Source organism: uncultured Mailhella sp. (genome assembly GCF_944324615.1).
Classification (GTDB): Bacteria; Desulfobacterota; Desulfovibrionia; order Desulfovibrionales; family Desulfovibrionaceae; genus Mailhella.
The window spans coordinates 33,686-56,381 of sequence record NZ_CALUWY010000001.1 but is presented as its reverse complement, the minus strand read 5'-3'; the positions used below and the strand labels follow the sequence as shown (position 1 = coordinate 56,381).

General features: G+C 59.0%; 15 protein-coding genes and 1 tRNA gene. 4 read left to right on the top strand and 12 right to left on the bottom strand.

The annotated features are described in order from the left end of the window. Positions 1-170 precede the first annotated feature (170 nt). Both trkA and Q0K07_RS00230 read left to right on the top strand, forming a co-directional pair. On the top strand, positions 171-1,577 hold the full coding sequence (gene trkA / locus Q0K07_RS00235; protein WP_294554807.1) for a Trk system potassium transporter TrkA: 1,407 nt from the start codon (positions 171-173) through the stop codon (positions 1,575-1,577). After that, positions 1,577-3,037, top strand: coding sequence for a TrkH family potassium uptake protein (locus tag Q0K07_RS00230; RefSeq protein WP_294554804.1), 1,461 nt, complete (start codon positions 1,577-1,579; stop codon positions 3,035-3,037). Before trkA ends, Q0K07_RS00230 begins: the two co-directional genes overlap by 1 nt. Positions 3,038-3,480: 443 nt before the next feature. Here the strand turns inward: Q0K07_RS00230 and Q0K07_RS00225 are convergent, their stop codons facing one another. From Q0K07_RS00225 to Q0K07_RS00170, 12 genes are all read right to left on the bottom strand, one after another. Further along, positions 3,481-3,705 carry a helix-turn-helix domain-containing protein gene (locus tag Q0K07_RS00225; protein ID WP_294554801.1) on the bottom strand — a complete coding sequence of 75 codons (225 nt, stop codon included), beginning with the start codon at positions 3,703-3,705 and terminating at the stop codon, positions 3,481-3,483. A gap of 71 nt (positions 3,706-3,776) precedes the next feature. Continuing rightward, positions 3,777-4,973: a site-specific integrase gene (locus tag Q0K07_RS00220; RefSeq protein WP_294554800.1), complete on the bottom strand. Its 1,197-nt coding sequence runs from the start codon at positions 4,971-4,973 to the stop codon at positions 3,777-3,779. 185 nt (positions 4,974-5,158) lie between these two features. Next, positions 5,159-5,234, bottom strand: a tRNA-Val gene (locus Q0K07_RS00215). A gap of 98 nt (positions 5,235-5,332) precedes the next feature. After that, a complete protein-coding gene (locus Q0K07_RS00210) occupies positions 5,333-6,481 on the bottom strand; it encodes an iron-containing alcohol dehydrogenase (protein ID WP_294554797.1) in 1,149 nt (382 codons plus the stop codon). Between the two features lie 102 nt (positions 6,482-6,583). Next, complete coding sequence (locus Q0K07_RS00205) at positions 6,584-7,507, bottom strand: glycyl-radical enzyme activating protein (protein WP_294554795.1); 924 nt, start codon at positions 7,505-7,507, stop codon at positions 6,584-6,586. 83 nt (positions 7,508-7,590) lie between these two features. Further along, positions 7,591-10,083 carry a pyruvate formate lyase family protein gene (locus Q0K07_RS00200; RefSeq protein WP_294554792.1) on the bottom strand — a complete coding sequence of 831 codons (2,493 nt, stop codon included), beginning with the start codon at positions 10,081-10,083 and terminating at the stop codon, positions 7,591-7,593. A gap of 93 nt (positions 10,084-10,176) precedes the next feature. Then, positions 10,177-12,057, bottom strand: coding sequence for a TRAP transporter large permease subunit (locus tag Q0K07_RS00195; protein WP_294554788.1), 1,881 nt, complete (start codon positions 12,055-12,057; stop codon positions 10,177-10,179). A 196-nt stretch (positions 12,058-12,253) separates the two neighbouring features. Beyond that, the gene (locus Q0K07_RS00190; protein WP_294554785.1) at positions 12,254-13,267 is read right to left on the bottom strand and encodes a TRAP transporter substrate-binding protein; all 1,014 of its coding nucleotides are present in this window, start codon (positions 13,265-13,267) and stop codon (positions 12,254-12,256) included. 120 nt (positions 13,268-13,387) lie between these two features. Continuing rightward, positions 13,388-14,218, bottom strand: coding sequence for an amidohydrolase family protein (locus Q0K07_RS00185; RefSeq protein WP_294554782.1), 831 nt, complete (start codon positions 14,216-14,218; stop codon positions 13,388-13,390). Between the two features lie 30 nt (positions 14,219-14,248). After that, positions 14,249-15,436: an aldehyde ferredoxin oxidoreductase N-terminal domain-containing protein gene (locus Q0K07_RS00180; protein ID WP_294554780.1), complete on the bottom strand. Its 1,188-nt coding sequence runs from the start codon at positions 15,434-15,436 to the stop codon at positions 14,249-14,251. A gap of 191 nt (positions 15,437-15,627) precedes the next feature. Then, positions 15,628-17,586, bottom strand: coding sequence for a sigma 54-interacting transcriptional regulator (locus Q0K07_RS00175; RefSeq protein WP_294554777.1), 1,959 nt, complete (start codon positions 17,584-17,586; stop codon positions 15,628-15,630). Between the two features lie 365 nt (positions 17,587-17,951). Then, positions 17,952-18,347: a heme-binding protein gene (locus Q0K07_RS00170; RefSeq protein ID WP_294554774.1), complete on the bottom strand. Its 396-nt coding sequence runs from the start codon at positions 18,345-18,347 to the stop codon at positions 17,952-17,954. 552 nt (positions 18,348-18,899) lie between these two features. Here Q0K07_RS00170 and hutW point away from each other — a divergent pair. After that, positions 18,900-20,327, top strand: coding sequence for a heme anaerobic degradation radical SAM methyltransferase ChuW/HutW (hutW, locus tag Q0K07_RS00165; protein ID WP_294554771.1), 1,428 nt, complete (start codon positions 18,900-18,902; stop codon positions 20,325-20,327). A 117-nt stretch (positions 20,328-20,444) separates the two neighbouring features. Further along, positions 20,445-22,640, top strand: a complete 2,196-nt coding sequence (locus Q0K07_RS00160; protein ID WP_294554768.1) for a TonB-dependent receptor — start codon at positions 20,445-20,447, stop codon at positions 22,638-22,640. Positions 22,641-22,696: the final 56 nt, after the last annotated feature.

Genomic DNA, 22,696 nt, shown 5'->3' with positions numbered 1-22,696 from the left:
TATGTTTTGTGATGGGATGATTGTTGATGTCCAGGAACTCGGAAAATCGTCTTTTATGGTCATTTATATAAAATATGTATGAAATGGTACGACGCGTTGAAAATATGAGCGTAGTGGTATATGCCATGTCCTGTCTATGATTCCACACGTCACCTCCATACGGAGAAGCCATGTTTTTTAAAGGAACATCCACGCCTTCCTCCGGGCGTATCGTCATCATCGGTGCGGGGGAAGTCGGCTTTCATACTGCCAGGAGGCTTGCCGAGGAGCATCGGCAGGTCATTGTCATCGACCATGATGAAGAGCAGCTTCGCAACATTCAGGAAGCGCTGGACGTGCAGACGCTGGAGGGCTTCGGGGCCAGCCCTCAGGTGCTGCGGGATGCTGAGATAGATAAGGCTGAGCTTGTCCTTGCGGTGACGAATTCCGACGAAGTGAACATCATGGCCTGCATGTTCGCCAAGGAAATGGCCCCCCACGCCACCCGTGTGGCCCGCGTGCGCAACCCCGACTATCATCTTCTTCCGGGCTTTCTGGAAAAGAATCTTGAAATCAGCCTGCTGGTCAACCCTGAAGAGGAAATCGTCCATACCATTTCCCGCCTCATCACCATGCCCGGCGCCGTGGAGTATCACGAATTCGCCAACCGCTGCATCCGCATGACGGGCATGAAGGTGGACCGCGGGCCGCTCATCGACCTGCCGCTTTTCCGCTTCCGTGAAGTGATGGGGGAAGAGCGCGTCATGATCGGCGCCATTTACAGGGAGGACCGGCTCATCCTTCCTTCCGGTTCCGACGTCATCCGCCAGGGGGACATCGTTCATTTCATTTACGAGCCTGCCGCGCTTCCGGCCATACTCCGGGTTCTCGGGCAGAAGCGCCGCCCCGTGCGCAGTGTGTGCGTGTACGGTGCGGGCCGCATAGGCACGGCGCTTGCGCGTTTTCTGGAGACGATGAATGTCCGGGTGTGCATGCTCGTCAATGATGCCGGAGAATGCGAACGGCTCTCCCGGAGCCTGCATTCCACGCTGATTCTGCACGGCGATGCCAGGGACCGCAGTCTTCTTGAGGAAGAGAAGATCGGCGAAATGGACGCCTTTGTCGCCGTTTCCGAGAACGAGGAATCCAATATTCTTTCCTGCATGCTGGCCAAGAAGCTCGGCGCGGGGCTGGCCGTTGCCAGCATCAACAAGCCCGAATATCTGGCACTGGCGGAAACTGCGGGCATCGATCATATCGTGAGCCCGCGCATCGCCACGGTGAACAGCATCCTGCACTACATCCGGCACGGCAATGTTCTTGCTTCGGTGGCGGTGAGCAATGAGTCCGCGGAAACCATGGAAGTGTTCGTCGAGGAGGATTCCGCGCTCTGCGGGAGAAATCTGCGCGACATCTGTCTTCCCCGGGGCATCCTGTTCCTGGCCATCGTGCAGGGGCAGAACGTCTTCATCCCCAAGGGCGATACCGTCATTCCGGCCGGCGCCAGAGTGCTCATTCTGGCCAAGAAGCAGCGCATCGCCGAACTGGAGCGCATTCTCGGCGGAGCGGCATCCTGTGAATGTGAAGGCAGGATCTGATGACCTTCTGGAATATTCTTTATCTTGTGGGAATCATGATCGCCTGCGTCGGCGTCATGCAGTTTCTTCCTCTGATTCTTTCCATCGTCTTTGCCGACGGGAACACGGCGCGCATCGCCCTTTCCTGCGCAGGGGCCGTCATCTCCGGCCTTGTTCTGGTGTACGCGGGCAGAAAAAAGCGCCGCATGCTCCTCAGCAACAGCGAGGCTCTGGCCTGTGTGGGCCTGTGCTGGATAGCCGCCACCTGTGCGGGGGCGCTTCCGTTCATCTGCACGGGCGTCATGACACCCGTGGACGCATGGTTTGAATCCGTGTCCGGCTTTACCACCACGGGTTCCTCCATTCTTTCCGACATCGAGGCGCTTCCGCAGAGCCTGCTGTTCTGGCGCAGTCTTACCCAGTGGTGCGGCGGCATGGGCATCATCGTTCTTTCTCTGGCAGTGCTCCCGCATCTCGGCGTCGGCGGCATGCAGCTGTACCGGGCCGAGGTTCCCGGACCCACGCCCGACAAGCTGGCCCCCCGCATGCAGGATACCGCCAAGATACTGTGGGGCGGCTACTGCGTGCTCACCCTCGTCATGGTCATCTGCCTGCTTCTGGCAGGCATGAACGTGCTGGAGGCCGTCAACCACGCCTTCACCACTCTGGCCACGGGCGGCTTTTCCACGAAAAACGCCTCGGCGGCGGCGTTTTCCCCTGCCGTGCAGTGGATCATCATTGCCTTCATGTTTCTGGCAGGCATCAACTTTACGCTGCATTTTCGTTTTATTACAGGTGGATGGAACGCCTACAGCAAAAGCGAGGAATGCCGTTTCTTCGTGCTGCTCTGCGCCGTGCTCATCGTGCTCAGCTCAGGCTATCTCTATGTAAGCGGCGCCTTTCCCGTGCAGTCGTTCTCCGATCTGGAAAGGCTGATCCGGGGCGCAGCGTTCCAGATCGTGTCGCTTATCACCAGTACGGGCTTTGTCAGCGAAAACTACAGCCTGTGGCCCCTCGGCATCGTTCCGCTGTTTCTGTTCGCCATTTTTGTCGGCGGCTGCGTGGGTTCCACGGCGGGCGGCTTTAAAATCATGCGCGTCATGGTGCTCGGCAAGGTACTGCGCCGGGAATTCTTCCTCATGCTGCATCCCAGGGGCGTTTCCACCATCAAGTTTCAGGACAGGCCCCTTTCGGAAAAGATCATTTCCGGCACCTGCGTGTTCTTCATCACCTATCTGCTGGTGCTTTTCGTGTGCTCAAGCGTTCTGCTGTTCCACGGCATCGACTTTCTGACGAGCTTTTCCGCCGTGCTTACCTGCCTTTCCAATACCGGGCCGGGATTCGGGCGCGTGGGCGCCGTGGACAACTTCGGCTGGATGCCGGAGGACGTCAAGGTTCTGCTCTCCTTCTGCATGCTTGCAGGACGACTGGAATTTTACGCGCTGCTCATTCTGCTGCATCCCTCGCTGTGGAAGAAGTAGATGCGGCAGGACGGGAGGAGATCGTGAATTATGTCCGGATGGCCGGAGGCGTTTTTCCGGGTATGTTCCGATGCGACAAGGCCGGAGAGTTTTCCGATACCGGTATTGGGGGAGCTGGGCCTGCCCGCGCATGACGTTGCCGGATTCTTTGGCAGGGTCATCGGCCTTCATCATGATTTTTTCAGGTTCTGCCGGAACACATGCCGGTGAAGGCATAAGAAAAAGGCGTCGTGCACAAAAAACGTGCACGGAGGTAAGGGAGTAGAATATATATGATAACAATTTGATATTATTTGTTTTATGAAAATGTCTTTTTGGATATGGCACTAAAAATGGCACTATTTTTCAATTTGCTCTTCACGACCACAAACGCCCATGGATGCGGGGCCAGCGGGGGGGAGCGTCCTTTTCCCTACCTCCCCACAGGCCCCGCATCCATGGGCCTATGCAGAACCTTCCCGCATGGATGCAAGTTTGTCCGCGTACTCGTCCAGCCATGCAGTTTCAAAAAAAGAGAATCGACTGCCATCTTTGAGAGGAGCGGGAAGCTCCCCGCGCTGCACCAGACGCCATATCGTTGATTCACTGGTGGAGAGGTATTCAGCGGCCTGACGGGCACGCATGAAACGGGGCTTGATGCGGGAAGTGGAAATGTTTTCTTTCGACATGCGACACCTCAGAGAGTTCATACAAGAAAGCCGCATGATAGATCATGAAGCAATATGCGGCACAGTGTCGCTTATTCTCCTGCCCTCAGTCGGTCAAGCCAGTCTGCCCACTCCTGCATCATGTTCTTGCGTTCCGGCAGATACTGGGCATGGTTGTACGCGCCCCGCACTTTGTTTCTTTCGCTGTGGGCAAGCTGTGCTTCTATCACGTCGTGACGATACTTCCCGCACTCGTTGAGCAGGGTAGAGGCCATTCCCCGGAACCCGTGCACGCACATCTCATCCTTGCCGTATCCCAGGCGGCGGAGCGCGTTCAAAAGCGCCATGTCAGATATGCAGCGCGTCGCGGAGAAGGGAGAGGGGAACACAAGAGCGCCGTGCCCCGTCCATTCGTAAAGCTCTAGGAACAGCTTCACCACCTGCCGGGCAAGGGGAACCGTGTGCGGAGCCTTCATTTTCATACGCCCTGCCGGAATAACCCACAGGGCTTTGTCGAAGTCTATTTCTTCCCACTTCGCACCGCGTATCTCCTGAGAGCGCACGAAAATATAGGGAAGGATGCGCAGGGCATACCGTGTGGAAACGTCGCCCGGATACTCGTCTATGGCACGAAGAAGGGCGCCTATTCGAGCAGGTTCCTTCAGGGCGGGTCTATGCTGTTGCGGTGGCCTGTCCGGCAGCGTCTCCGTAAGTCCGGCGGAAACGTCATAGAGGACGTACTTCATCACGCGGGCGTAACGGCATATCTGCCCTGCAAGTTCAGCAACACGTTTTCCCATATCTGGCCTGCCGTGGAGGTGTTCCAGGGCAGCGACCAGATCCGGCAAGTCAAGGGAAGCCATGGGAACATGGCCGACGTATGGGAAAAGATGCTTTTCCATGCGTTGCAGCTTCTGCTTCCGATAGGCGGAGGAAAGATTGAGCGTCTTTTTCTCGTACCATTCGCGGGCCACAAGCTCAAAAGTCACGGCGGATTCCATGGCCCGGCGTTTCTCTTCCGCCCTGTCCGCCTTCCTCTGTGCGCCGGGGTCTATACCCTGGGCCAGAAGTTCCCGCGCCTTGTCCCTCGCCTGCCGTGCCGCTTTCAATGAAACATCCGGGTACACTCCCAGGGCAAGACGCTTTTTCTTTCCGGCAAAGTAGAAGGTGAAACGCCAATATTTTCCATCCTGAAAGTTGAGGCCTCCACCATCGGACTTCATGGGAACCTTTTCGCCCCTCTTCGCTCGCCGGTGCAGTTCCCGCAGGGCCGTGTCAGTCAGTGCCATGGCTTCCCCCTGTAGTGCCATTTCCGATAGTGCCATCGGGAAAAATAGGAATGTGGCACTAAAAATGGCACCTTTTTAGTGCCATGTATAGCGACATCATGGGAGGTTATGAAACGGAGAAAAAGAAAAAAAGTAAAGCCTCACAAGGCGTTTGAAGCTTTATGAGGCTTTATGATGTGTTTTTCTGGTGGGCGGTAAGGGACTCGAACCCCTGACAGTCGGTGTGTAAGACCGATACTCTACCAACTGAGCTAACCGCCCCTGCCGCTTCTTCTAGGGGAAGAGAGGGGCCATGTCAAGGAGTCGCATCGTCGTGCTCCTGCAGGGGAACGAAGCACGACGGTGCGGGGATGAGGAACTCAGAACATTTTTCTGAGCAGAGGGAGTATGTTTTCTCTGGTGACGGGGGCGGGGCACAGGACAATGAGCGGGTCATGAGCTACGGCGTCGGCCAGGGCGTCAATCGCGGCCTCATCGGGCTTTTCCATGCCCGATCCGGTCAGACCGAGTCCGGCGCAGAAGTCTTTGTAGGCCCGTGCGGCATTCTGTCCCGTCTGTTCGGCGTCTTCGCCTCCGTGGAAGGTGGCGCCCAGAATCATGCCGACCTTCTTTACCTTTTCAGGGCAGGTGGAAGCCAGAAATTCCAGCGTCACCGGCAGGCTGAGGGCGCAGGCCTTGCCGTGGGGAATGTGGTAGGTCGCGCCTAGGATATGGGCGATGGAATGCCCAACATGGGCGGATGCGCAGGCGAGCATCCAGCCGCCGAGGCTTGCGCTGCAGAGCATGCGTTCCCGTGCGGTAAGGTCGTCCCCCTGTCGTACGGCCCGGGGCAGGAAGGTTGCTACGTCTTCCATGATTTTTTCGCAGATCATGTCCGTTGTGGTGGTGGAGTTTACGGACATATAGGACTCGCAGGCATGGGAGAACACATCGAGGCCCGTGATGAGGGTGAGCATGGGGGGCATGCCCACGGTGAGTTCGGGATCGAGAATCGCGTATTCGCTCATGCCTTCCACGGCGAGTATGGGGGCCTTGATGCCTTTTTCCGTATCGGAAATGATGAGTCCGTTGGAAAGCTCACTTCCCGTGCCGGAGGTGGTGGGAATGACGATGAGGCCGCGCGTGGGCGTCATTTTTTTGTCCGGGGCCGCGTAGTCGAGGATATGCCCGTCATTGAAGCGCAGGATATTGATGCCCTTGGCCGTGTCGATGGAGCTTCCGCCGCCTGCGGCGATGACGCAGTCGCATCCTGCGGCGCGGCACAGCGTTGCGCCTTCGTCCACCAGAAAGGCGGGCGGGTCGGGCTGTACCTTGTCGTACAGCGTGCAGCAGAGCCCCTCCCCGGTGAGGATGTCCTGAATTTTTCCGGCAAGACCCATGCGGACGATGCCTTCATCGCAGACAAGAAAGGCATGGTGGTATCCGGCTTCCTTCATGAGCGTGCCGAGCTGACGAACAGCGCCGTTTTTTTCCAGGATTTTTACGTTCTGAAGCAGGGAAAAGTGCATGATATGCTCCTTTTGAGGTGGAAAAGTCCGTGCGCAGGGCGCATGAGAAGAGCACCGTATCCCGGAGGGAGCGGCGGAAGAAAGAAAAGGGAAGAGGAAGGATCAGGACGGCATGGCGGGCGAGACGGGCATGACGGAGGCGGCCAGAGCCTGAAGACTCTTGAAGTTCTTCTCATCCAGTGCGGCGTCGCCCATGGGGTATTCCTTGCCGAGGAAGCGGTATTTGGACTGGCCCATCTTGTGATAGGCGAGCAGCTCATAGGCCTGAGCGCCGGCTTCCCGGGCAAAGGCTGCGATGGCGGCGATGTCCTTTTCCGTGTCGTTGACGCCGGGGATCACGGGCGTGCGCACATGGATGGGCAGGTCGGGGAAGGCGCGATGCGCAGCCCTGATGTTGGAGAGAATGCAGCTGTTGGACTGCCCGGTGAAGTGCCGGTGCTTTTCCTCGTCGAGTGTCTTGATGTCCACAAGAAGGTAGTTGAGCAGGCCCGCTGCTTCCAGAAAGGTCTCTTCGGAGCAGAAGGCGCAGCTTTCCATGGCCCGGTGTATGTGGCGTTCCTTGGCCTCGCGCAGCAGGGCCAGCGCAAAGCGCGGCTGGAACATGGGTTCCCCGCCGGAGAGGGTGAGGCCGCCGCCGGAGCGCGCATAGAAGAGCGAATCCTTTTCCACGTCGTCGAGGATGTCCTTCACCCGGCTTTCTCCGCCGTAGAGGAACATGGCGTCCGCCGGGCAGGCGCGCACGCAGCTCCGGCAGCCCGTGCAGAGTTCATGCTTTTTGGCAATGCCCTGTGCGGAGAGAGAAAGCGCCTTCTGCGGGCAGGCCTGTACGCAGGAGCGGCAGCCGATGCACAGGGTGTCGTTCCAGGCGATGTCCGGCGCGATATGCTGCGATTCAGGGTTGCTGCACCAGCGGCAGCGCAGCGGACAGCCCTTGAGAAAGACGATGGTGCGAATGCCCGGGCCGTCGTGCACCGAGTATTTCTGGACATTGAAGACGACGCCTTTTTCCATGGCATCTGCGTACATGGCTGTTCTCCGGGAAAGAGGGGGAAGGCGGCCGCCCGTCCGGTTCTTCCGTGCCGGGCGGCCTTTTTTACACGAGGGTGCGGTCAGATGCTGGTCTGTTCCGTGCGGCTGATGAGGTCGTTCTGCAGATCGCGCGACAGTTCCGTGAAGTAGGCACTGTAGCCTGCAATGCGGATGATGAGGTTGCGGTAGCGCTTGGGATCTTCCTGCGCGGCCAGCAGCGTTTCACGGTTGATGACGTTGAACTGCAGGTGCCAGAGCTTGAGGTCGCAGAACACGCGGATGAAGCTCACCAGCTTTTCGGTGCCGGAATCGCCTTCCAGACACTTGGGCGAGAACTTGATGTTCAGCAGGCGTGCGGCGCGTTCGTTGTAATCCCAGTTCTTGGTATTGTAGTTGGAGATGATGGACTGCGTGGGGCCGTTGAGGTCCGCACCCTGCGCAGGGGAGGAACCGTCGGAGAAGGGCATCCAGGCCTTGCGACCGCAGGGCAGGGCGCCCACTTCCTTGCCGTGGGGCACGTTGGCCGTGACGGACACGGTGCGGATGTCGATGTGCAGCCCGGTTTCCGGCGCGTACTTGTGGCAGTACTCCTGCGCGGTGCGGTCTACGGCAAGACCGATGGAGTCGGCGTACATGTCGTTGTTGCCGAAACGCGGCGCACGGGTGAGGCGCAGGCGCAGGGCCTCGTGTCCCTCGAAGTCGTCGTCCAGGGCGCGGATGAGTTCGTCCATGGTGACGCTCTTGTCCTCATACACGCACTTTTTCACGGCGCTCAGCGAATCCACCAGCGTGGCGAAGCCGATGATGTCCACGAAGCCGAGGTCGATGCCGCCGGGGATTTTTTCATCGGTGTGCAGATCCATGCAGGAGGCCATGCACAGATCGTGCAGGCAGGAGGCCAGAGGTCCGGCGAAGTGACGGGCGCGGGTGTGGTGGATGACGCACTGTTCCACATAGGAGGCGGCAAGCAGGTGTTCCTGCTGCTTAAGATAGGCCTGCCAGAATTCTTCCCAGCCGGAGAAGGAGCGCGGATCGCCGGTTTCCAGGCCGATGATCTCGTCGCCGTACTTCTTCATGCGGCCGTTGCGCAGCACCATTTCCAGAGCCGCGCCCAGATTCACCTGGCCGCAGGAGCTTGTCATGGTATCGCGGTTGGGCATGCGGATTTCCGCGCAGCCCGAGGCCGTGTAGTCGAAAATGTCGCCGAGGGGTGCGCCCTTGGCCAGATGGAGAGGAATGATTTCCTCATCGTTGAAGAGCTTGGGATAACCCTGGCCTACCTTGATGGTTTCCGCAATCTCCCACAGAAAACGCTGGGGAGAACGGGAATGGATGCGCGTGGCGAGGTCGGGGTAGGGCATGGGCGAGGCCTGACGCGACTTAAGGATGAGGTAGGAAAGCTCGTTGGTGGCGTCCTTGCCGTCGCGGGTCTGCCCGCCGATGGTCACGGCTTCCCAGTGAGCATAGCCTTCCTGCGTGGCGAGTCCGCCGGGGGAAAGGGAAATGTCGGTGAACTGCGCCATGCCCACCCACATGCAGTCGAGCAGTTCCAGCACGTCGTCGTCGGTGAGCACGCCGGCTTCCACATCCTGCTTGTACAGGCGGTAGAAGTACTGGTCCATGCGGCCGTTGGAAATGATGGTGCCGGTGCGCTGTTCCAGACGGGAGAACATCTGGGCGAACCACTGGGCCTGCACGGCTTCGCGGAAGTTGCGGGCCGGAAATTCCGGAACGCGTAAGCAGCGTTCGGCAATGTCCAGAAGTTCCTGCCTGCGGACCGGGTCTTTTTCGGTTTCCGCCATGGAGCGGGCAAGATCGGCATGGCGGTGCGCCCAGAGCACGATGGCGTCGCAGGTGATGATCACCGCTTCCAGGAAGGGACGCTTCTTCAGGGTGTCCATGGGGCTGAGCGGATCGAGGGCGGCGAGCTTTTCCTCGGCCTCGGCCTTGATGCTCGCAAATCCCCGGTCGATGACCTTGGCGTAATCGAGCACCCACTGCTGGCTGGAACGGTAGGAGGCGTTTTCACTGACCACGAAACGGGTCTTGATGCCCAGCTCGTCGTTGTAGGCGAGGCGGTGCACTTCCGGCGGCAGGGAGCGGTTGAGATCTTCATGGAAGGTTTTGCCCTTCCAGTAGGGAGTGATTTCGTTGCGGACGATGGCCGCCACTTCGGGGGATACGCTGATGGGAGCGGCGGTTTTCGCTTCGGCCAGGGAATCGAGGGCATCGGCCATGAAGTCGCCGTCAAGTTCCGGGTACAGGATGCCGTAACGGCCCGTGGTGCCGCAGCGCCCGGCCAGAAGCTGCCGGTCGTCGATGTGCACGGGGATGTTTCTGGCAATGTTCATAAGGGCCTTGGCCCAGCGCAGATTGAGGGGCTGGCCTTCGGTTTCCTTCATGGAGCGGGTGAAGAGCAGGGCACGGTCGGCGTCGATGATGGGCGCCATGCCGTCAAAGGTTTCCAGAATGTCGAACAGCCTCTGATGTTTCGCGCGGTTGGGGTTTTCCTTGCCCGCAGCCTTGTCCTGAAGGATTTTTTCCTGGGTGGAAAGAGCGCAGCAACAGCTCATACAGAAACTCCTGTGAAGTGGCGGGAAACCCGCCGTTGGGAAGGAGAGGCGCGGGGCGCAGGGGACGCCCCGCGGGGTATGCCGGAGAAAGGGTTACATCATGTGATTCGGCAGGAAGAGAGAAATGGCCGGGACATAGGTGAGGATGAACAGCACCGCGATCATGAGAATGATCATGGGTATGGCGGCCCTGGCGATGGATTCCACCTTCAGTCCGCTGGTAGCGCTGGCCACGAAGAGGTTGGAGCCCACAGGGGGCGTGACAAAGCCGATGGCGAGGTTCACGGTCATGATAAGGCCGAAGTGGATAAGATCCACGCCGAGCTTCGTCGCGATGGGGGCGAGGATGGGGGTGAGGATGATGGTGGCTGCGGCAGGTTCCATGAGCGCGCCCACGACCAGCAGGAAGAGGTTGATGAGCAGCAGTACAAGATACTTGTCGTTGGTGACGGAGAGAATGGCCTTGGCGATGCTCTCGGGCACCTGTTCCAAGGCGAGCAGATAGCCGAAGCTGCTGGCCATGGCGATGAGGAAGATGATGACGGCGCTGGTGGTGCAGCATTCGATGCACACGCTGAAGAAGTTGTGACGGTTGATGCCCTTGTACACGAAGATGCCGACGAGCAGGCCGTACATGGCGCTGATGGCCGCGGCTTCGGTGGGGGTCATGTAGCCGCCGTAAATGCCGCCGAGGATGATGACGGGAACCATGAGGGCCCACTTGGCTTCCCAGATGGTGCGCAGTATCTGCTGCCAGGTGAGCTTTTCGGGGTTGCCCATCCAGCCGTTCTTCTTGCTGAGGTAGTAGCTCCAGCCCATGAGCACGACGCCCACGAGGATGCCGGGAATGATGCCGCTCAGGAAGAGCTTGCCGATGGAGGCCTTGGCAATGACGCCGTACACCACCATGGGGTTGCTCGGCGGGATCATGACTCCGATGGAGCCTGCACAGGCCACAAGGGCGGCGGCAAAGCGCTTGTCGTAGCCGCGTTCCACCATGGCCGGAATGGTGATGGCGCCGATGGCGGCCACGGTGGCCGGACCGGAACCGCAGATGGCGGCGAAGAACATGCAGGTGACCACGGTGGCAAGGGCCATGCCGCCCACGGCCTTGCCCACCAGAATATCGGCCAGGTTGATGAGCTGCTTGGAAAGACCGCCCGTGCCCATGAACACGCCCGCAGCCACAAAGAAGAAGATGGACATGATGGTGAAGGAATCGAGGGCGGTGAAGCAGGTGGGGGCCTGTGTGGAGATGTGCAGAAATTCCGAGTTGTACAGGGCGGCCATGGCCGAGAAGCCGAGGGTGACGGCAATGGGCACGCCGAGCAGCAGGCAGATGAACATGGTGCAGCCGAGTACGGTGACGATTTCCAGTTCCCACTGATCGATAATGGGTACGGCAAGCACGAGACCCATAGCGATGGCGATGACGGAATCAAGAATGCCTGTTTTGCGGATCTGCCGGATGAGATTCTGGATGAGGCGTATGCTCATGAGTATGAAGCTTATGGGCAGTACGGCGTAGGGGAAGGCATAGGAAAGGCCGATGGCGGGCGAGAACTGCGGCTTGGCTATCTGCATCATGGAAAGATTGTAGCAGAGGTAGGCCAGAACGCCCGTGAAAACCAGGAAAAGCGCTTCGTCCAGCACCCAGAGCATGTTCTGGATGCGTCTGGGCATGGCGTCGAAGAACAGGGTGATGCGTATGTTGGCCCGTTCCTTGATGAGCAGCGGAACGGAGAGATAGGAGAGCCAGATGAAGCTCCAGATGGCGAGTTCCTCCACTTCCGCCGTGGAACCGGCAATGCCCAGCATGTTGGTGGCGATGTAGCGGAAGAGCACCTGATAGGTGATGAGGGATATGGCCATGAGCAGCGCTATGACCAGGAACGGTTTTTCAAAGTTTTCATCGAGCCAGCGCAGGATGTTCTTCTTTCCGGCGTTGTCGCAGGTGAGGTTGCTCTTATCCATGAAATTCCTCGCAGAGCGTTGTACTATTGAGCATATCCATACGGTTCCAGAGAAATGTTACGGCTGCACCCGGAGGTTTCCATGCGGGCTGTGCCCGGCAGGGAAACAGCGGGGGGCTTCGCCTTGCGGCGAAGCCTCGCTCCGTGAGGTTCCGTAAAGGCAGGTGCCCGGAGCGCGGGCGCTCCGGGCTTTCGGGTTACTTCTGGGCGTCCTGGAGCAGCTGCACCATCTTGGGATCGAGCTGCGGGCCGAATTCATCCCACACGACCTTGAACTTTTCCTTGAGGGCCGCCTTCTGGGCGTCGTCGAGGAAGTTCACCTTCACGCCGTTCTGGTTGCAGTATTCGAGGCCTTCCTTTTCCAGCTGGTCAAGCAGCGTCCATTCCCATTCCTGGGCTTCCTTGGCGGATTCCATGATGGCCTGCTGGATGTCGGCGGGCAGGGAGTCGTAGAACTTCTTGCTCATGCAGCCGACGTGGATGGGGAAGTTGTGCTGGGTCACATACATGTACTTGAGGATTTCGGCGCGGCCGAAGCTCTTCATGGAGAGGAAGGAGAGCAGTTCGCCTTCCACGGTGCCCTGCTGAAGGGCCTGATACACGGCGTCGAAGGCCAGAGCGGTGGGGTTCATGCCCACGGCCTTGCAGTTGGCGATGTCGATGGGGGAAGGAGTGGAGCGGATCTTCACGCCCTTGAGGTCTTCCACGCTCTTCACGTCCTTCTTGGTGAAGGCCCAGGAGCGCATGGCCGTGGCATTGAACATGAAGGGATACAGATCCACGGTGGCGAGCTGTTCCACCAGGTACTTGTTCAGGTCGCCGTAGGCGAGGGCCTTCATGTAGGGGATCATCTTGTCAGGATCGCACATGTAGGGCATGTCGAAGGCCAGGGCGCACTTGTGGAAGCTGGAAAGAATGTTGGTGGCGATGGAGGAAACTTCCAGGTTGCCCTGCTGCACGGCTTCGCCGGTGACGCGGTCGGAACCGAGCACGGCGTTGGGGTAGATCTTCACCACCACGCGGCCGTTGGTCTTCTTTTCCAGAAGTTCCTTGAACTTTTCATAGCCCATGGTGAATTCGTTGCCTTCAGAACCGGTGTGGGAGATGCGGATAAGGATCTTTTTTTCCTTGGCCGCGGCCTGCTGAGGCAGGACGGCTCCGAAAGCGGCGATAAGGCCGAACACCAGGCAACCTTTCAGGAATTTGTTCATAGACTCCTCCGTTAGAATGTTTTCGCGTGACGTGTCTCATCCGTAGTGGACACACTGCATAGCCCCATGACGTGTGCTTCCGGCCTTGCGGCCGGTTCGGATGCGTTATGCCGGCCGGACTCAGAGTCCGAGAATGGCGGCCGCGTTCTTGTACATGACGTGTTCCCGCGCCTCGGCCGTGAAGGGCAGGGAGTCGTAGAGTTTCAGCGTGTCTGCGATATGGTCGAAGGGGTGGGCGCTGGCAAAGAGCACCTTGTTCATGAGCTGCCGGTTCGCGGCATGGACATACTGTTCCACGTTGAAGAGCATGGTGCAGGCGGAAAAGTCGAGATAGACGTTACTGTGGCGCGTGGCCACGCCCACCATTTCCATGATCCAGGGGTAGGCGCCGTGGCTGACGATGATGGTCAGTTCGGGGAAATCGGAGGCCACGCGGTCGATGAGCCAGGGCGCGTGGTGTTCCAGCACCACATGAGGCATGCCGCAGGAGCAGCCCGTGGTGATGGCTACGGGAATGTTTTCTTCGCAGCAGGCCGCGTAGAAGGGGTAGTAAAGCGCGCTGTTGACGGCCACGCCGGACATGGCGGGGTCGATGGAGGCGCCTTTCACGCCGTATTCCCTGACGGCCCGGCGGAAGGCGCGCAGAGCGTCCATGCGGAGCAGAGGATCAATGCCGTAGAAGCCGGTGAAGAAATCGGGGTACTTCTGGATACATTCCAGCATGCCGGGGTTGGTGGAGACGGTGTTCACACTGGAGGCGATGTCGCGCCCGGTGACCACGGCGTGAACCACGTCGAGTCCGCGCAGCATGTCCACTTCCTCTTCCAGCGTTTTTTCGGGCCGGGCGGCGAAATTCGTGGCCGCGCTGAAGGCCTGATAAAGGGGATTGGTGAGAATGCCCTGAAGCGTTTCGTGCGTGGCCGGGCGGAAACGCATGTCGATGATGCTCATAAAGGCTCCTTGCCGTCCGGAAGGGACGGGTTATTCATTTTCCGCCGGCTGAAGACCGGCCCAGTCGTTGAAGGCATTTTCCCTGTTCAGGGTTTCCGCGCCCATGCGCAGAAGAGAATCTCTGCTCCATTCTCCCCCGTACACGGCGCAGGCCAGTTCTGCCATGAGCGTCAGAGTCCGTTCCTGTTCTCCCGGAGGCAGGGCGTTCCGACACAGTCCCATGCTGTCAAAGGCGGCCCCGGCCTGTTCGTCGGAAAGAACTTCGCTTCGGGAGGGCAGGGGCTGCGTGTCGGCATGCTTCTGTCGGCACCGTTCCAGCAGAAGAGTGCGCAACGAGTCTTCATCGGAAAGGGAAAGTGTTCCGAATTCAGGGGAAAGACCGTCGGGGGAAAGACCGAGATCGGCGCATACTCTTTCCAGACAGAGAGTTTTCGGTGTTCCCAGACAGGAGCGGCAGAGGCTGACCTGTCCGTAGGGCGTCTGTTCCAGATCGTTGTGTATTCTCGCGCAGCGCAGCAGACAGGCTGTGTCGCGGCAGATACTGTCTGCCCGGTCGTTGGAAGCCTTCTGCGGTACATGGGGCACTCCGCCGCGCAGAACGATGGCCCGCAGCCCCTTGGAGAACATGACGGTACTGAGTCCCAGACCGGGAATATTCTTCAATACGTTGCCGGAAGAGCCGGAGACGAGCAGAGATGCTTCCGGACTTTTCACGACGGCGGCATGACCCCAGGACACGACGCAGGCATTGCCGCCGAAATGCCGCTGCAGGCCTTCATTGATGGCGTAGCTTCCCAGTCCTTCCCGGAAGTCGGGAAGCAGCTCCGTTGCAGGCAGCAGGGACACGCGTCCCCTGTCCAGAACAAGGACATACTGTTTTTCCACTGCCGGGCGGCCTTCGATGATGGCAAAACGCATGTCCATGGAGGCCATGATCCGGGCACCGCGGCTCATGAAGCGCAGAATCTGCAGCTGCCCTGTGGAGGAGCTTTTTGCACCGAGGAACAGGGAGTCGAAGCAGGAAAGGGGGCAGCCCGCGAACATGCCGGAGGCGAGCACCAGCACGTTGCCGGAGCTGAGCGGATCGGCACCCGGGTTCATCTCCGTGTAGAGAACCTGGCTGATGAGTCCCCGGCCGCCGAGCATCCATCGCTCCCTGGGGAGGTCGAAAACCCGGACGTTGCCGGTGGACATGTTGATGCGGGCGTAACGGTACATGGACTGCTTCCTGTCTTGGGTGTCACACCAAGGAAAGCAAGAAGCGTGCCAATGTTGAGAAAGTTTGTAAAAGTATGATAATCAGAGTGGTTATAATAATGAAAACTGCAGGAGTTTACAGCTTTTCGTATCACACGGATACATGTATCTCATAACATGTATCCATGTGATACATTTTCTGAAAACACATGTTACTTGTTGCGCCACATGTCGGGCGTCATGCCCATCTGCTTGACCTTGCGGTACAGAACGCAGCGGGCTATGCCCAGTTCCTGGGCGGCGAGGCGCATGTTGCCCCGCGTCTGGCGCAGCATTTCCATGATGGTTTCCATTTCCTGCGCCTTCAGCAGATTGTTCCGCGTGGGGGACTGGGCACAGGATGCCGGAGCTTCCACGGAACGGCTCTGGATGATGTGGGCCGGCAGGTCGGAAACCTGAATGAGGGGAGAGGCGGATATGTTGATGGTGCGTTCTATCACGTTTTCCAGTTCCCGGACGTTGCCCGGCCAGGAATAGAGGGAAAGGGCTTCCAGCGCCTCTTCGGTGAAGCCTGCGCCGGGCCTGCCCAGCGCACGGGAGAATTTTTCCAGAAAGAAGGCGGAGAGCAGGCGTATGTCCGTTTTGCGGTCGCGCAGCGGCGGAATGGTGATGGAGAGCACGTTCAGCCGGTAATAGAGATCATTGCGGAAGGTTTTCTGCCGCACGGCCTCTTCAAGATCGCGGTTGGTGGCGGCCAGCACACGGATGTCGATGTGCTTTGCCGTGGTGCCGCCCACGCGCACGACTTCACTTTCCTGCAGAAGGCGCAGCAGGCTGGCCTGCGCGTCCAGAGGCAGCTCACCTATTTCGTCGAGAAACACGGTGCCGCCGTCGGCCAGTTCGAACTTGCCGGGCTTGCCCTGCCTTCTGGCTCCGGTGAAGGCACCGTCCTCATAGCCGAAAAGTTCGCTTTCCAGGAGCGTTCTGGGAATGGCGCCGCAGTTCACCACCACGAAGGGACCGCCGCTTCGGGCGCTGGCGTTGTGGATGGACTGGGCGAAAAGTTCCTTGCCCGTGCCCGATTCCCCGAGAACCAGGGTGGTGATGTCGCTCTGGGAGGCGCGGCGGGCCAGGCGTATCACTTCGCGTATGGCGGTGGAATCGCCCACGATGTTTTCAAAGGAATAGGCTGCCCCCGAACTCATCATGCGCGTGGCGTATTCGCGCATGCGCTTGACGCTGCGCAGGGTGATGATGAAACCTCCGTCCTCGATGGGCGCACAGGAGACGGCGTACTGAAAGAGTCCGTGCTCCAGCTTGAGCGTGGTTTCCCTGTCGTTGATGCGCCTCCGGGAGGCGAGCATGGTGTCGAGCCCTTCGCTGGAAAGGATGATTTCGTCAAGGTTCGCCCCCACGGGAAGGCCGTTGCCGCTGGAAGACCCTGTGCCGAGCATGGCCCGTGCCTTGTTGTTCATGGCGCGTATGCGGCGTTCTCCGTCCAGAATGAGCACGCCTTCATCCAGAAACTCCAGCATGGCATTCTGTTCCTTCAGAAGAAGGCGGAGCCTGAGCTGTTCCGAAACCGCGTAGGCGGCGGCCTCCACCATGCCTATGGTGTGCAGGTGATGGTTCTGCACATTGATGGAAATGTTGAGTATGCCCACCAGCGTGCTTTCATTGTAGATGGGGGCGCTGCAGCAGCTCCATTCCGTGGCGTTGCCGTAGTAGTGTTCCGCACCGATGATTTCAATGGCGCGGCGTTCGATGAGTCCCGTGCCTATGCCGTTGGTGCCGGAGTGTTCTTCCGTGGAAAAAAGTCCCTTCTGGAATACGGAAAGGGCGTTGATGTCCTCCTCATGCCCGACGACGTGCAGGATGAGGCCCGAACTGTCGGCCAGACCGATGACGCTGTGTGCCGCGCTGATGGAAGAGAAGAGCTTTTCCATGATGGGAATCGAACTTTCCAGAAGTTCATGGTTCCGCTTCAGGGCTTCGTCCAGAAATTCGGGGGAAACGGGCTTTTCTATCCTGTGCCTGTCGGAACATGCACGGCAGCGCTCCCAGGAGGCGAGGATGAAGGGACGCACCTGGGAGCGGTCGATGGGTTCGAACTTTTTAAAGGCTTCCCGAAGTGCCAGCAGGTTGTTGCAGGTGGGTTTTTCGCCGGACATATGTTCCTCCATGGAATAAAGTAGAGCGGATTAATATGGATTTTTATGCACGCTCTTAAAGAACTGCGCCCGGTTCGGCATGTTGTGCACCGGAAAACGACTTAAGCGCCGTTTCTTTTTTTGCAGGCTTTGCTGCCGCAGAAGCGGTTTCCGTGGGGAAGCCTTCCGGAGGGCGCTGTTTTCTGCAGGAAGAATGCAGACACCCGGGATGGATTCTCTCCTGAACATGTGTGATGCAAAGCAGAATTGATTTCAATGAAATACGCTATTATTGGCGGCCTGTGGGCCAAGGTTCTCATACGGCGCATCCTGCTCCTTTCTCAGGAGGAAAGATGCGCCGCCCGAAGGACCGAAGGGCGTTGATGTCAGGGGATGAGCCTTTCGGCAATACGCAGGGCAAGGGCTTCGTCCTCAGCCGGGCGTCGCCCCGATACGGCCACACCGCCGAGAAGCTCTCCGCCTTTTCCGCGCACGGGCACGCCGCCCTGCACGGAGGTCATGAGTGTGTCGCCGAAGTCGGCAAGGGAAAGGTGCTCCCGTACCAGCCGTTCGTGAAATGCGGCGGTGCTCTGTCCCATGCGGGCGGCGGTGTAGGCTTTCGCCCTTGCCATGGTGAAGGAGCGGGAGGAGGATCCGTCCATCTGCGTATAGCCGAGGATGAAACCATGTTCGTCGGTAACGCAGACGCACACGGGCGCACCGGGGCCGGCCAGCTCCTGAAGGTCCTGGAATGCGGAAAGAATGGAGGTTTGTCGTATCATGGTGTACTCCTTATTGATTTTTATTGTTTTCTTTGTGCGGAAGACGCGTGTCGCGTCTTTTTTTTTCGGCGGAGGACGAAAAGATTAATAAGGATCATCTGTTCCCTGCAAATGGTAGGAATCCGAGGAATGTGATAAAAGACACATGCAAAAGCCATGCCATAAAAAAATAGGTTATCATAAAAATGGGAAAAATGCTTTCATCGGGAAAAAAATGTATATTTTTAATACATGTATTAATGATACATGTATATAAATGATACATGTCTGTGCGTGTTGCCGGGCTCTCCGGAACCTGTCGCAGCGTGATGTTCTGCCGGATATCACGGAGCGTTTTCTTTCTGCAACAGGAGGTTTCCGGCAGGGCGTCCTTGAGGGTATCCAGCTCCAATGCCGGGCGTTCTTCCGGCGTGTTTCCGGCCGGAGGTTGGTGAGGAAGCGGAGAAAAGGGTATTTTTAAGTTGACAATGAATTTCAATTTCCGTAAAGCTCAGAAAAAAGTTTGAGTCGTATAACTTTTATACGCCTTGCGGAAAAATTCAGGGAGATGACATGAGCGCCGTGGTGGAACAGAACCGGGAAGAGCGGATAGATTCCGAAGATATGCGTATGAACGGCATGGCCTTTGCCTCCGGGGGGAAGGGCCGGAGACTGGAACACTATTTCGCCAGAGAAGGCGTGGATCCTCTTTCCCGCGCCTTTGACGGAAAAATCGCGGTGCATCCCGGCGTGGGCGGGGGCATGGTGGAGCCTTCCGCCGTGGAAGGCAGCCTTGAGGCGCTTCTCGACACGCCGCGCAGGGGCGACAGCGTGGCCTACATCCATGTGCCTTTCTGCGAAACGCACTGTCTGTACTGCGGTTTCTACAACCGGGGCTACAGCAGGGAGGAAAGCGCCCGTTATACCGATACGCTCATCAGGGAACTTCGCCTGTGGGAGGGGCGGGCGGCGCAGAACGATGGGCCCGTGCATGCCGTGTATTTCGGCGGGGGTACGCCCACGGCGCTGGAAGCGGAGGATCTGGAACGCCTTCTGAAGGCCGTGCGCGCGCACCTGCCCCTTGCCAACGACTGCGAGATCACGGTGGAGGGCCGCCTGCACAATTTCGGGCCGGAAAAGATGGAGGCCTGCCTTGCGGGGGGCGCCAACCGTTTTTCCCTGGGCGTGCAGAGCTTCAGCACGAAGATACGCCGCACCATGGGCCGCCTTGCCTCGCGTGAGGAGGTGATGCGCCGTCTGGAGCTTCTGAAGAGCTACGATCAGGCCGCCGTCATCGTGGATCTCATTTTCGGCTTTCCCATGCAGAGCATGGAGGTGTGGCGGGACGACATCGACGCCGCCTGTGCAGCCGGCCTGGACGGCATGGACTGCTACCAGCTCAATGTCTACGACCAGACGCCTCTCGGCCGGGCCATCAGGGAGGGAAAGCTTCCCCCTTCCGCCGACATTCCCCAGCAGTCGGCCATGTTCGCCGCCGCCGTGGACACGCTGCAGAAGCGTTTTTACCGCCGTCTTTCCCTCACGCACTGGGCGCGCACCAGCCGTGAGCGCAATCTGTACAATCTCAAGGTGAAGGGCAGCGCGAACTGCCTTGCCTTCGGGCCCGGCGCCGGAGGCAATCTTGCGGGCTGGTTCTACCTCAATCAGAACAGCTATCCGGCCTGGCAGGACATGGTGAACGCAGGCCGCAAGCCCGTCATGATGCTCAGAAGGCCCGATCCTCATTTTTACTTTTTCCGCGCCGTGGCTGCGGCCATGGAACAGGGCTGGATGGACATGCCGGAGCTTGAGCGCCGTTTCGGGCTGGCATGTTCCGCCGCGCTTTCGCCCCTTCTGGAACAGTGGAGCCGCGCGGGCCTTGTGGAAATGCGCGACAACGTGATGGTGCTCACCCTTGCCGGGCAGTTCTGGCAGGTGAATCTTTCCCAGCTTCTTCAGGATTTTCTGAAGCATACGCTGGATGCCGGCATGACGAAGTAAGGAAGAGCGGCGGCCTTTCCGAAAGGGCAGGGAAGGGCCGCACGTCCGGGGCGCAACAGAAAAAGCGCCCGTCATATAACCGTGTCTTTTCTGGAAGACACCAGCAAGAGGGATTGGATGATGAAGATGACATCGACGACGTGGGCGGCCTCTTTCGCCGTGCTGGCCTGCGCGCTGACCGGGGTTCCGTACGCCCATGCGGAAGACACCGTGAAAGCAGGGGATGTATATGTTACCGCAACGCGTGTGGAAAAGGAACTGCAGCAGGTTCCCATGAGCGTCACCGTGATGACGGCCGAGGATGTGCAGCGTTCCGGCGCGCGCACCGTGGGCGAGCTGCTGGAAGACGTGCCCGGCGTGCAGATACAGAACGACGGCTCGCAGGGCCTCAAGCGCGTTTCCATACGCGGTGAGGATGCCTTCCGCACCCTGGTGCTCATCGACGGGCAGAAGATTTCCGAACACAAGTCCATGTCCGGCTCGCCCATGCTCATCGATGCCTCGCGCATCGAGCGCATCGAGGTCATCAAGGGCCCGGCTTCCGTGCTCTACGGTTCCGACGCCATAGGCGGCGTGGTGAACATCATCACCAAAAAGGGCGGGGAAAAGCCCGTGGAAGGCGAAATCTGGACGGGCTTCAGCGGCGCTTCCCGGGGCTTTTCCGAGGGCATGGCCGTGCGCGGCAACCTTGACGGCTTCAAATACAGCCTTTCCGGTTCCTACTCCGATCAGGGCGACATCCACACGCCCGAAGGGAAGCTCGACAACACGAATTTCCGCCAGACCGACGCTTCGGCCTTTCTGAGCTACGATTTTTCCGAGCATTTCACCATGGGCGCGGGGCTGGACTACTACAAGGGCGCGTTCAACTCCACCGCCATGAACAACAACACAGGCGGGAACCGCTTCTTCGTCAACGTTCCCAAGTGGGCGCGCACCAAATACTACATGTTCGCGGAAGGAAAGGACATCAGCGAGTACCTCAGCCGCGTGCGCTTTGACGCCTACTATCAGAAGAACGAAAAGGACATGCGCAACTATGTGGGCCAGGCGGACGGCGCGGGCAGCACCAGCATGAACGGCATGCCCGTATCGTATCTTTCCGCCGACGTGGTCATGGACAACTACGCCCACAACATCATCCGCAGCAGAGGGTTCTCCCTGCAGACCGACTGGCAGCTCGGTGCGGACAATTACCTTATTGCGGGCTATGAGCTGAACTACGACAGGCTTAATTCCGACGGCAGGACCTACCTCGACAACAACATCACCATGTCCCCGATGATGAGCATTGCCATCCACAAGGTGACGGACAAGTTCTATGACGGCAATCAGCTCAATCAGTCGCTGTTCGCCTCCATGGAAAGTCAGCTTCCCTGGAATCTGGCCCTCACCTACGGCGTGCGCTGGACCCATGTGCGCACGGAACTCACGCGCGGTGAGGAAATTTCCAACCCCTATACCGGCAGCATGCACATGGGCCCCATGACCCGGCCCATGTTCGACAAATCCGGCATGGTGGAGAAAAGAGCCCTCGGCGACGACACCGCCTCCCGCCCCGTGTTCAACGTGGGCCTCGTGTGGACGGGCATAGACGACCTCGCCCTTCGTGCAAGCTGGGCGCAGGGCTTCCGCGTGCCGAACCTTACGGAAAAATACATCGGCACGGCCATGGGCGGCGGCACCATTTACGGCAACCCGAACCTCGATCCCGAAACCTCCAACAATTTTGAAGTGGGCGCGCGCTACAATCCCGGCAATCTGAGCCTCGATGCGGCTCTCTTCTACTCCATTGCCGACGACTACATCGCCTCCGTGCTCACGAAGTCGGGCAGCGGCATCTACACCTACACCAACGTGGCCGACGCAAGGACCTTCGGTTCCGAACTTTCGGCAGCCTACCGCTTCGCCACGGAATACGGCGACTTCACTCCCTACGTCTCCCTGACCTGGATGCGCCGCCAGTACGACGACGGAGCAGGCTGGAAGACCTTTGATACCGCCACCCCCGAATGGGTGAGCCGCTACGGCGTGCGCTACGCCCGGGCCGTTGCCGAGAACGTCGACTTCCATGCCGATGTGTACGGCCGCAGTCAGTCCGAAACCGTATACCGCACCGCCGCCGGTACCAGTGATTACGACCTCGGCGGCTTCACCACGGCCAACGTGGCCCTGGGCTTTGATTTCGGCAAGGAAAGGCGCTTCTCCGTGCTTGCGGAAGTGCTGAACATCTTCGACAAGCGTTATCAGTACAATCCGGCCATTCTTGAGCCCGGCCTGCACGCCAATGTGAAGCTGAGCTACAAGTTCTGAGAAAAGGCGCGGCCGGGGGCTTTCCCCGGCCCGCCCCGCCGTCGTGAGGCGCGGGG

What these genes read in the sequence shown, in the direction of transcription:
- trkA (WP_294554807.1), top strand. Translation starts at nt 171, where the DNA reads ATGTTTTTTAAAGGAACATCCACGCCTTCCTCCGGGCGTATCGTCATC.
- Q0K07_RS00230 (WP_294554804.1), top strand. Translation starts at nt 1,577, where the DNA reads ATGACCTTCTGGAATATTCTTTATCTTGTGGGAATCATGATCGCCTGC.
- Q0K07_RS00225 (WP_294554801.1), bottom strand. Translation starts at nt 3,705, where the DNA reads ATGTCGAAAGAAAACATTTCCACTTCCCGCATCAAGCCCCGTTTCATG.
- Q0K07_RS00220 (WP_294554800.1), bottom strand. Translation starts at nt 4,973, where the DNA reads ATGGCACTGACTGACACGGCCCTGCGGGAACTGCACCGGCGAGCGAAG.
- Q0K07_RS00210 (WP_294554797.1), bottom strand. Translation starts at nt 6,481, where the DNA reads ATGCACTTTTCCCTGCTTCAGAACGTAAAAATCCTGGAAAAAAACGGC.
- Q0K07_RS00205 (WP_294554795.1), bottom strand. Translation starts at nt 7,507, where the DNA reads ATGTACGCAGATGCCATGGAAAAAGGCGTCGTCTTCAATGTCCAGAAA.
- Q0K07_RS00200 (WP_294554792.1), bottom strand. Translation starts at nt 10,083, where the DNA reads ATGAGCTGTTGCTGCGCTCTTTCCACCCAGGAAAAAATCCTTCAGGAC.
- Q0K07_RS00195 (WP_294554788.1), bottom strand. Translation starts at nt 12,057, where the DNA reads ATGGATAAGAGCAACCTCACCTGCGACAACGCCGGAAAGAAGAACATC.
- Q0K07_RS00190 (WP_294554785.1), bottom strand. Translation starts at nt 13,267, where the DNA reads ATGAACAAATTCCTGAAAGGTTGCCTGGTGTTCGGCCTTATCGCCGCT.
- Q0K07_RS00185 (WP_294554782.1), bottom strand. Translation starts at nt 14,218, where the DNA reads ATGAGCATCATCGACATGCGTTTCCGCCCGGCCACGCACGAAACGCTT.
- Q0K07_RS00180 (WP_294554780.1), bottom strand. Translation starts at nt 15,436, where the DNA reads ATGTACCGTTACGCCCGCATCAACATGTCCACCGGCAACGTCCGGGTT.
- Q0K07_RS00175 (WP_294554777.1), bottom strand. Translation starts at nt 17,586, where the DNA reads ATGTCCGGCGAAAAACCCACCTGCAACAACCTGCTGGCACTTCGGGAA.
- Q0K07_RS00170 (WP_294554774.1), bottom strand. Translation starts at nt 18,347, where the DNA reads ATGATACGACAAACCTCCATTCTTTCCGCATTCCAGGACCTTCAGGAG.
- hutW (WP_294554771.1), top strand. Translation starts at nt 18,900, where the DNA reads ATGAGCGCCGTGGTGGAACAGAACCGGGAAGAGCGGATAGATTCCGAA.
- Q0K07_RS00160 (WP_294554768.1), top strand. Translation starts at nt 20,445, where the DNA reads ATGATGAAGATGACATCGACGACGTGGGCGGCCTCTTTCGCCGTGCTG.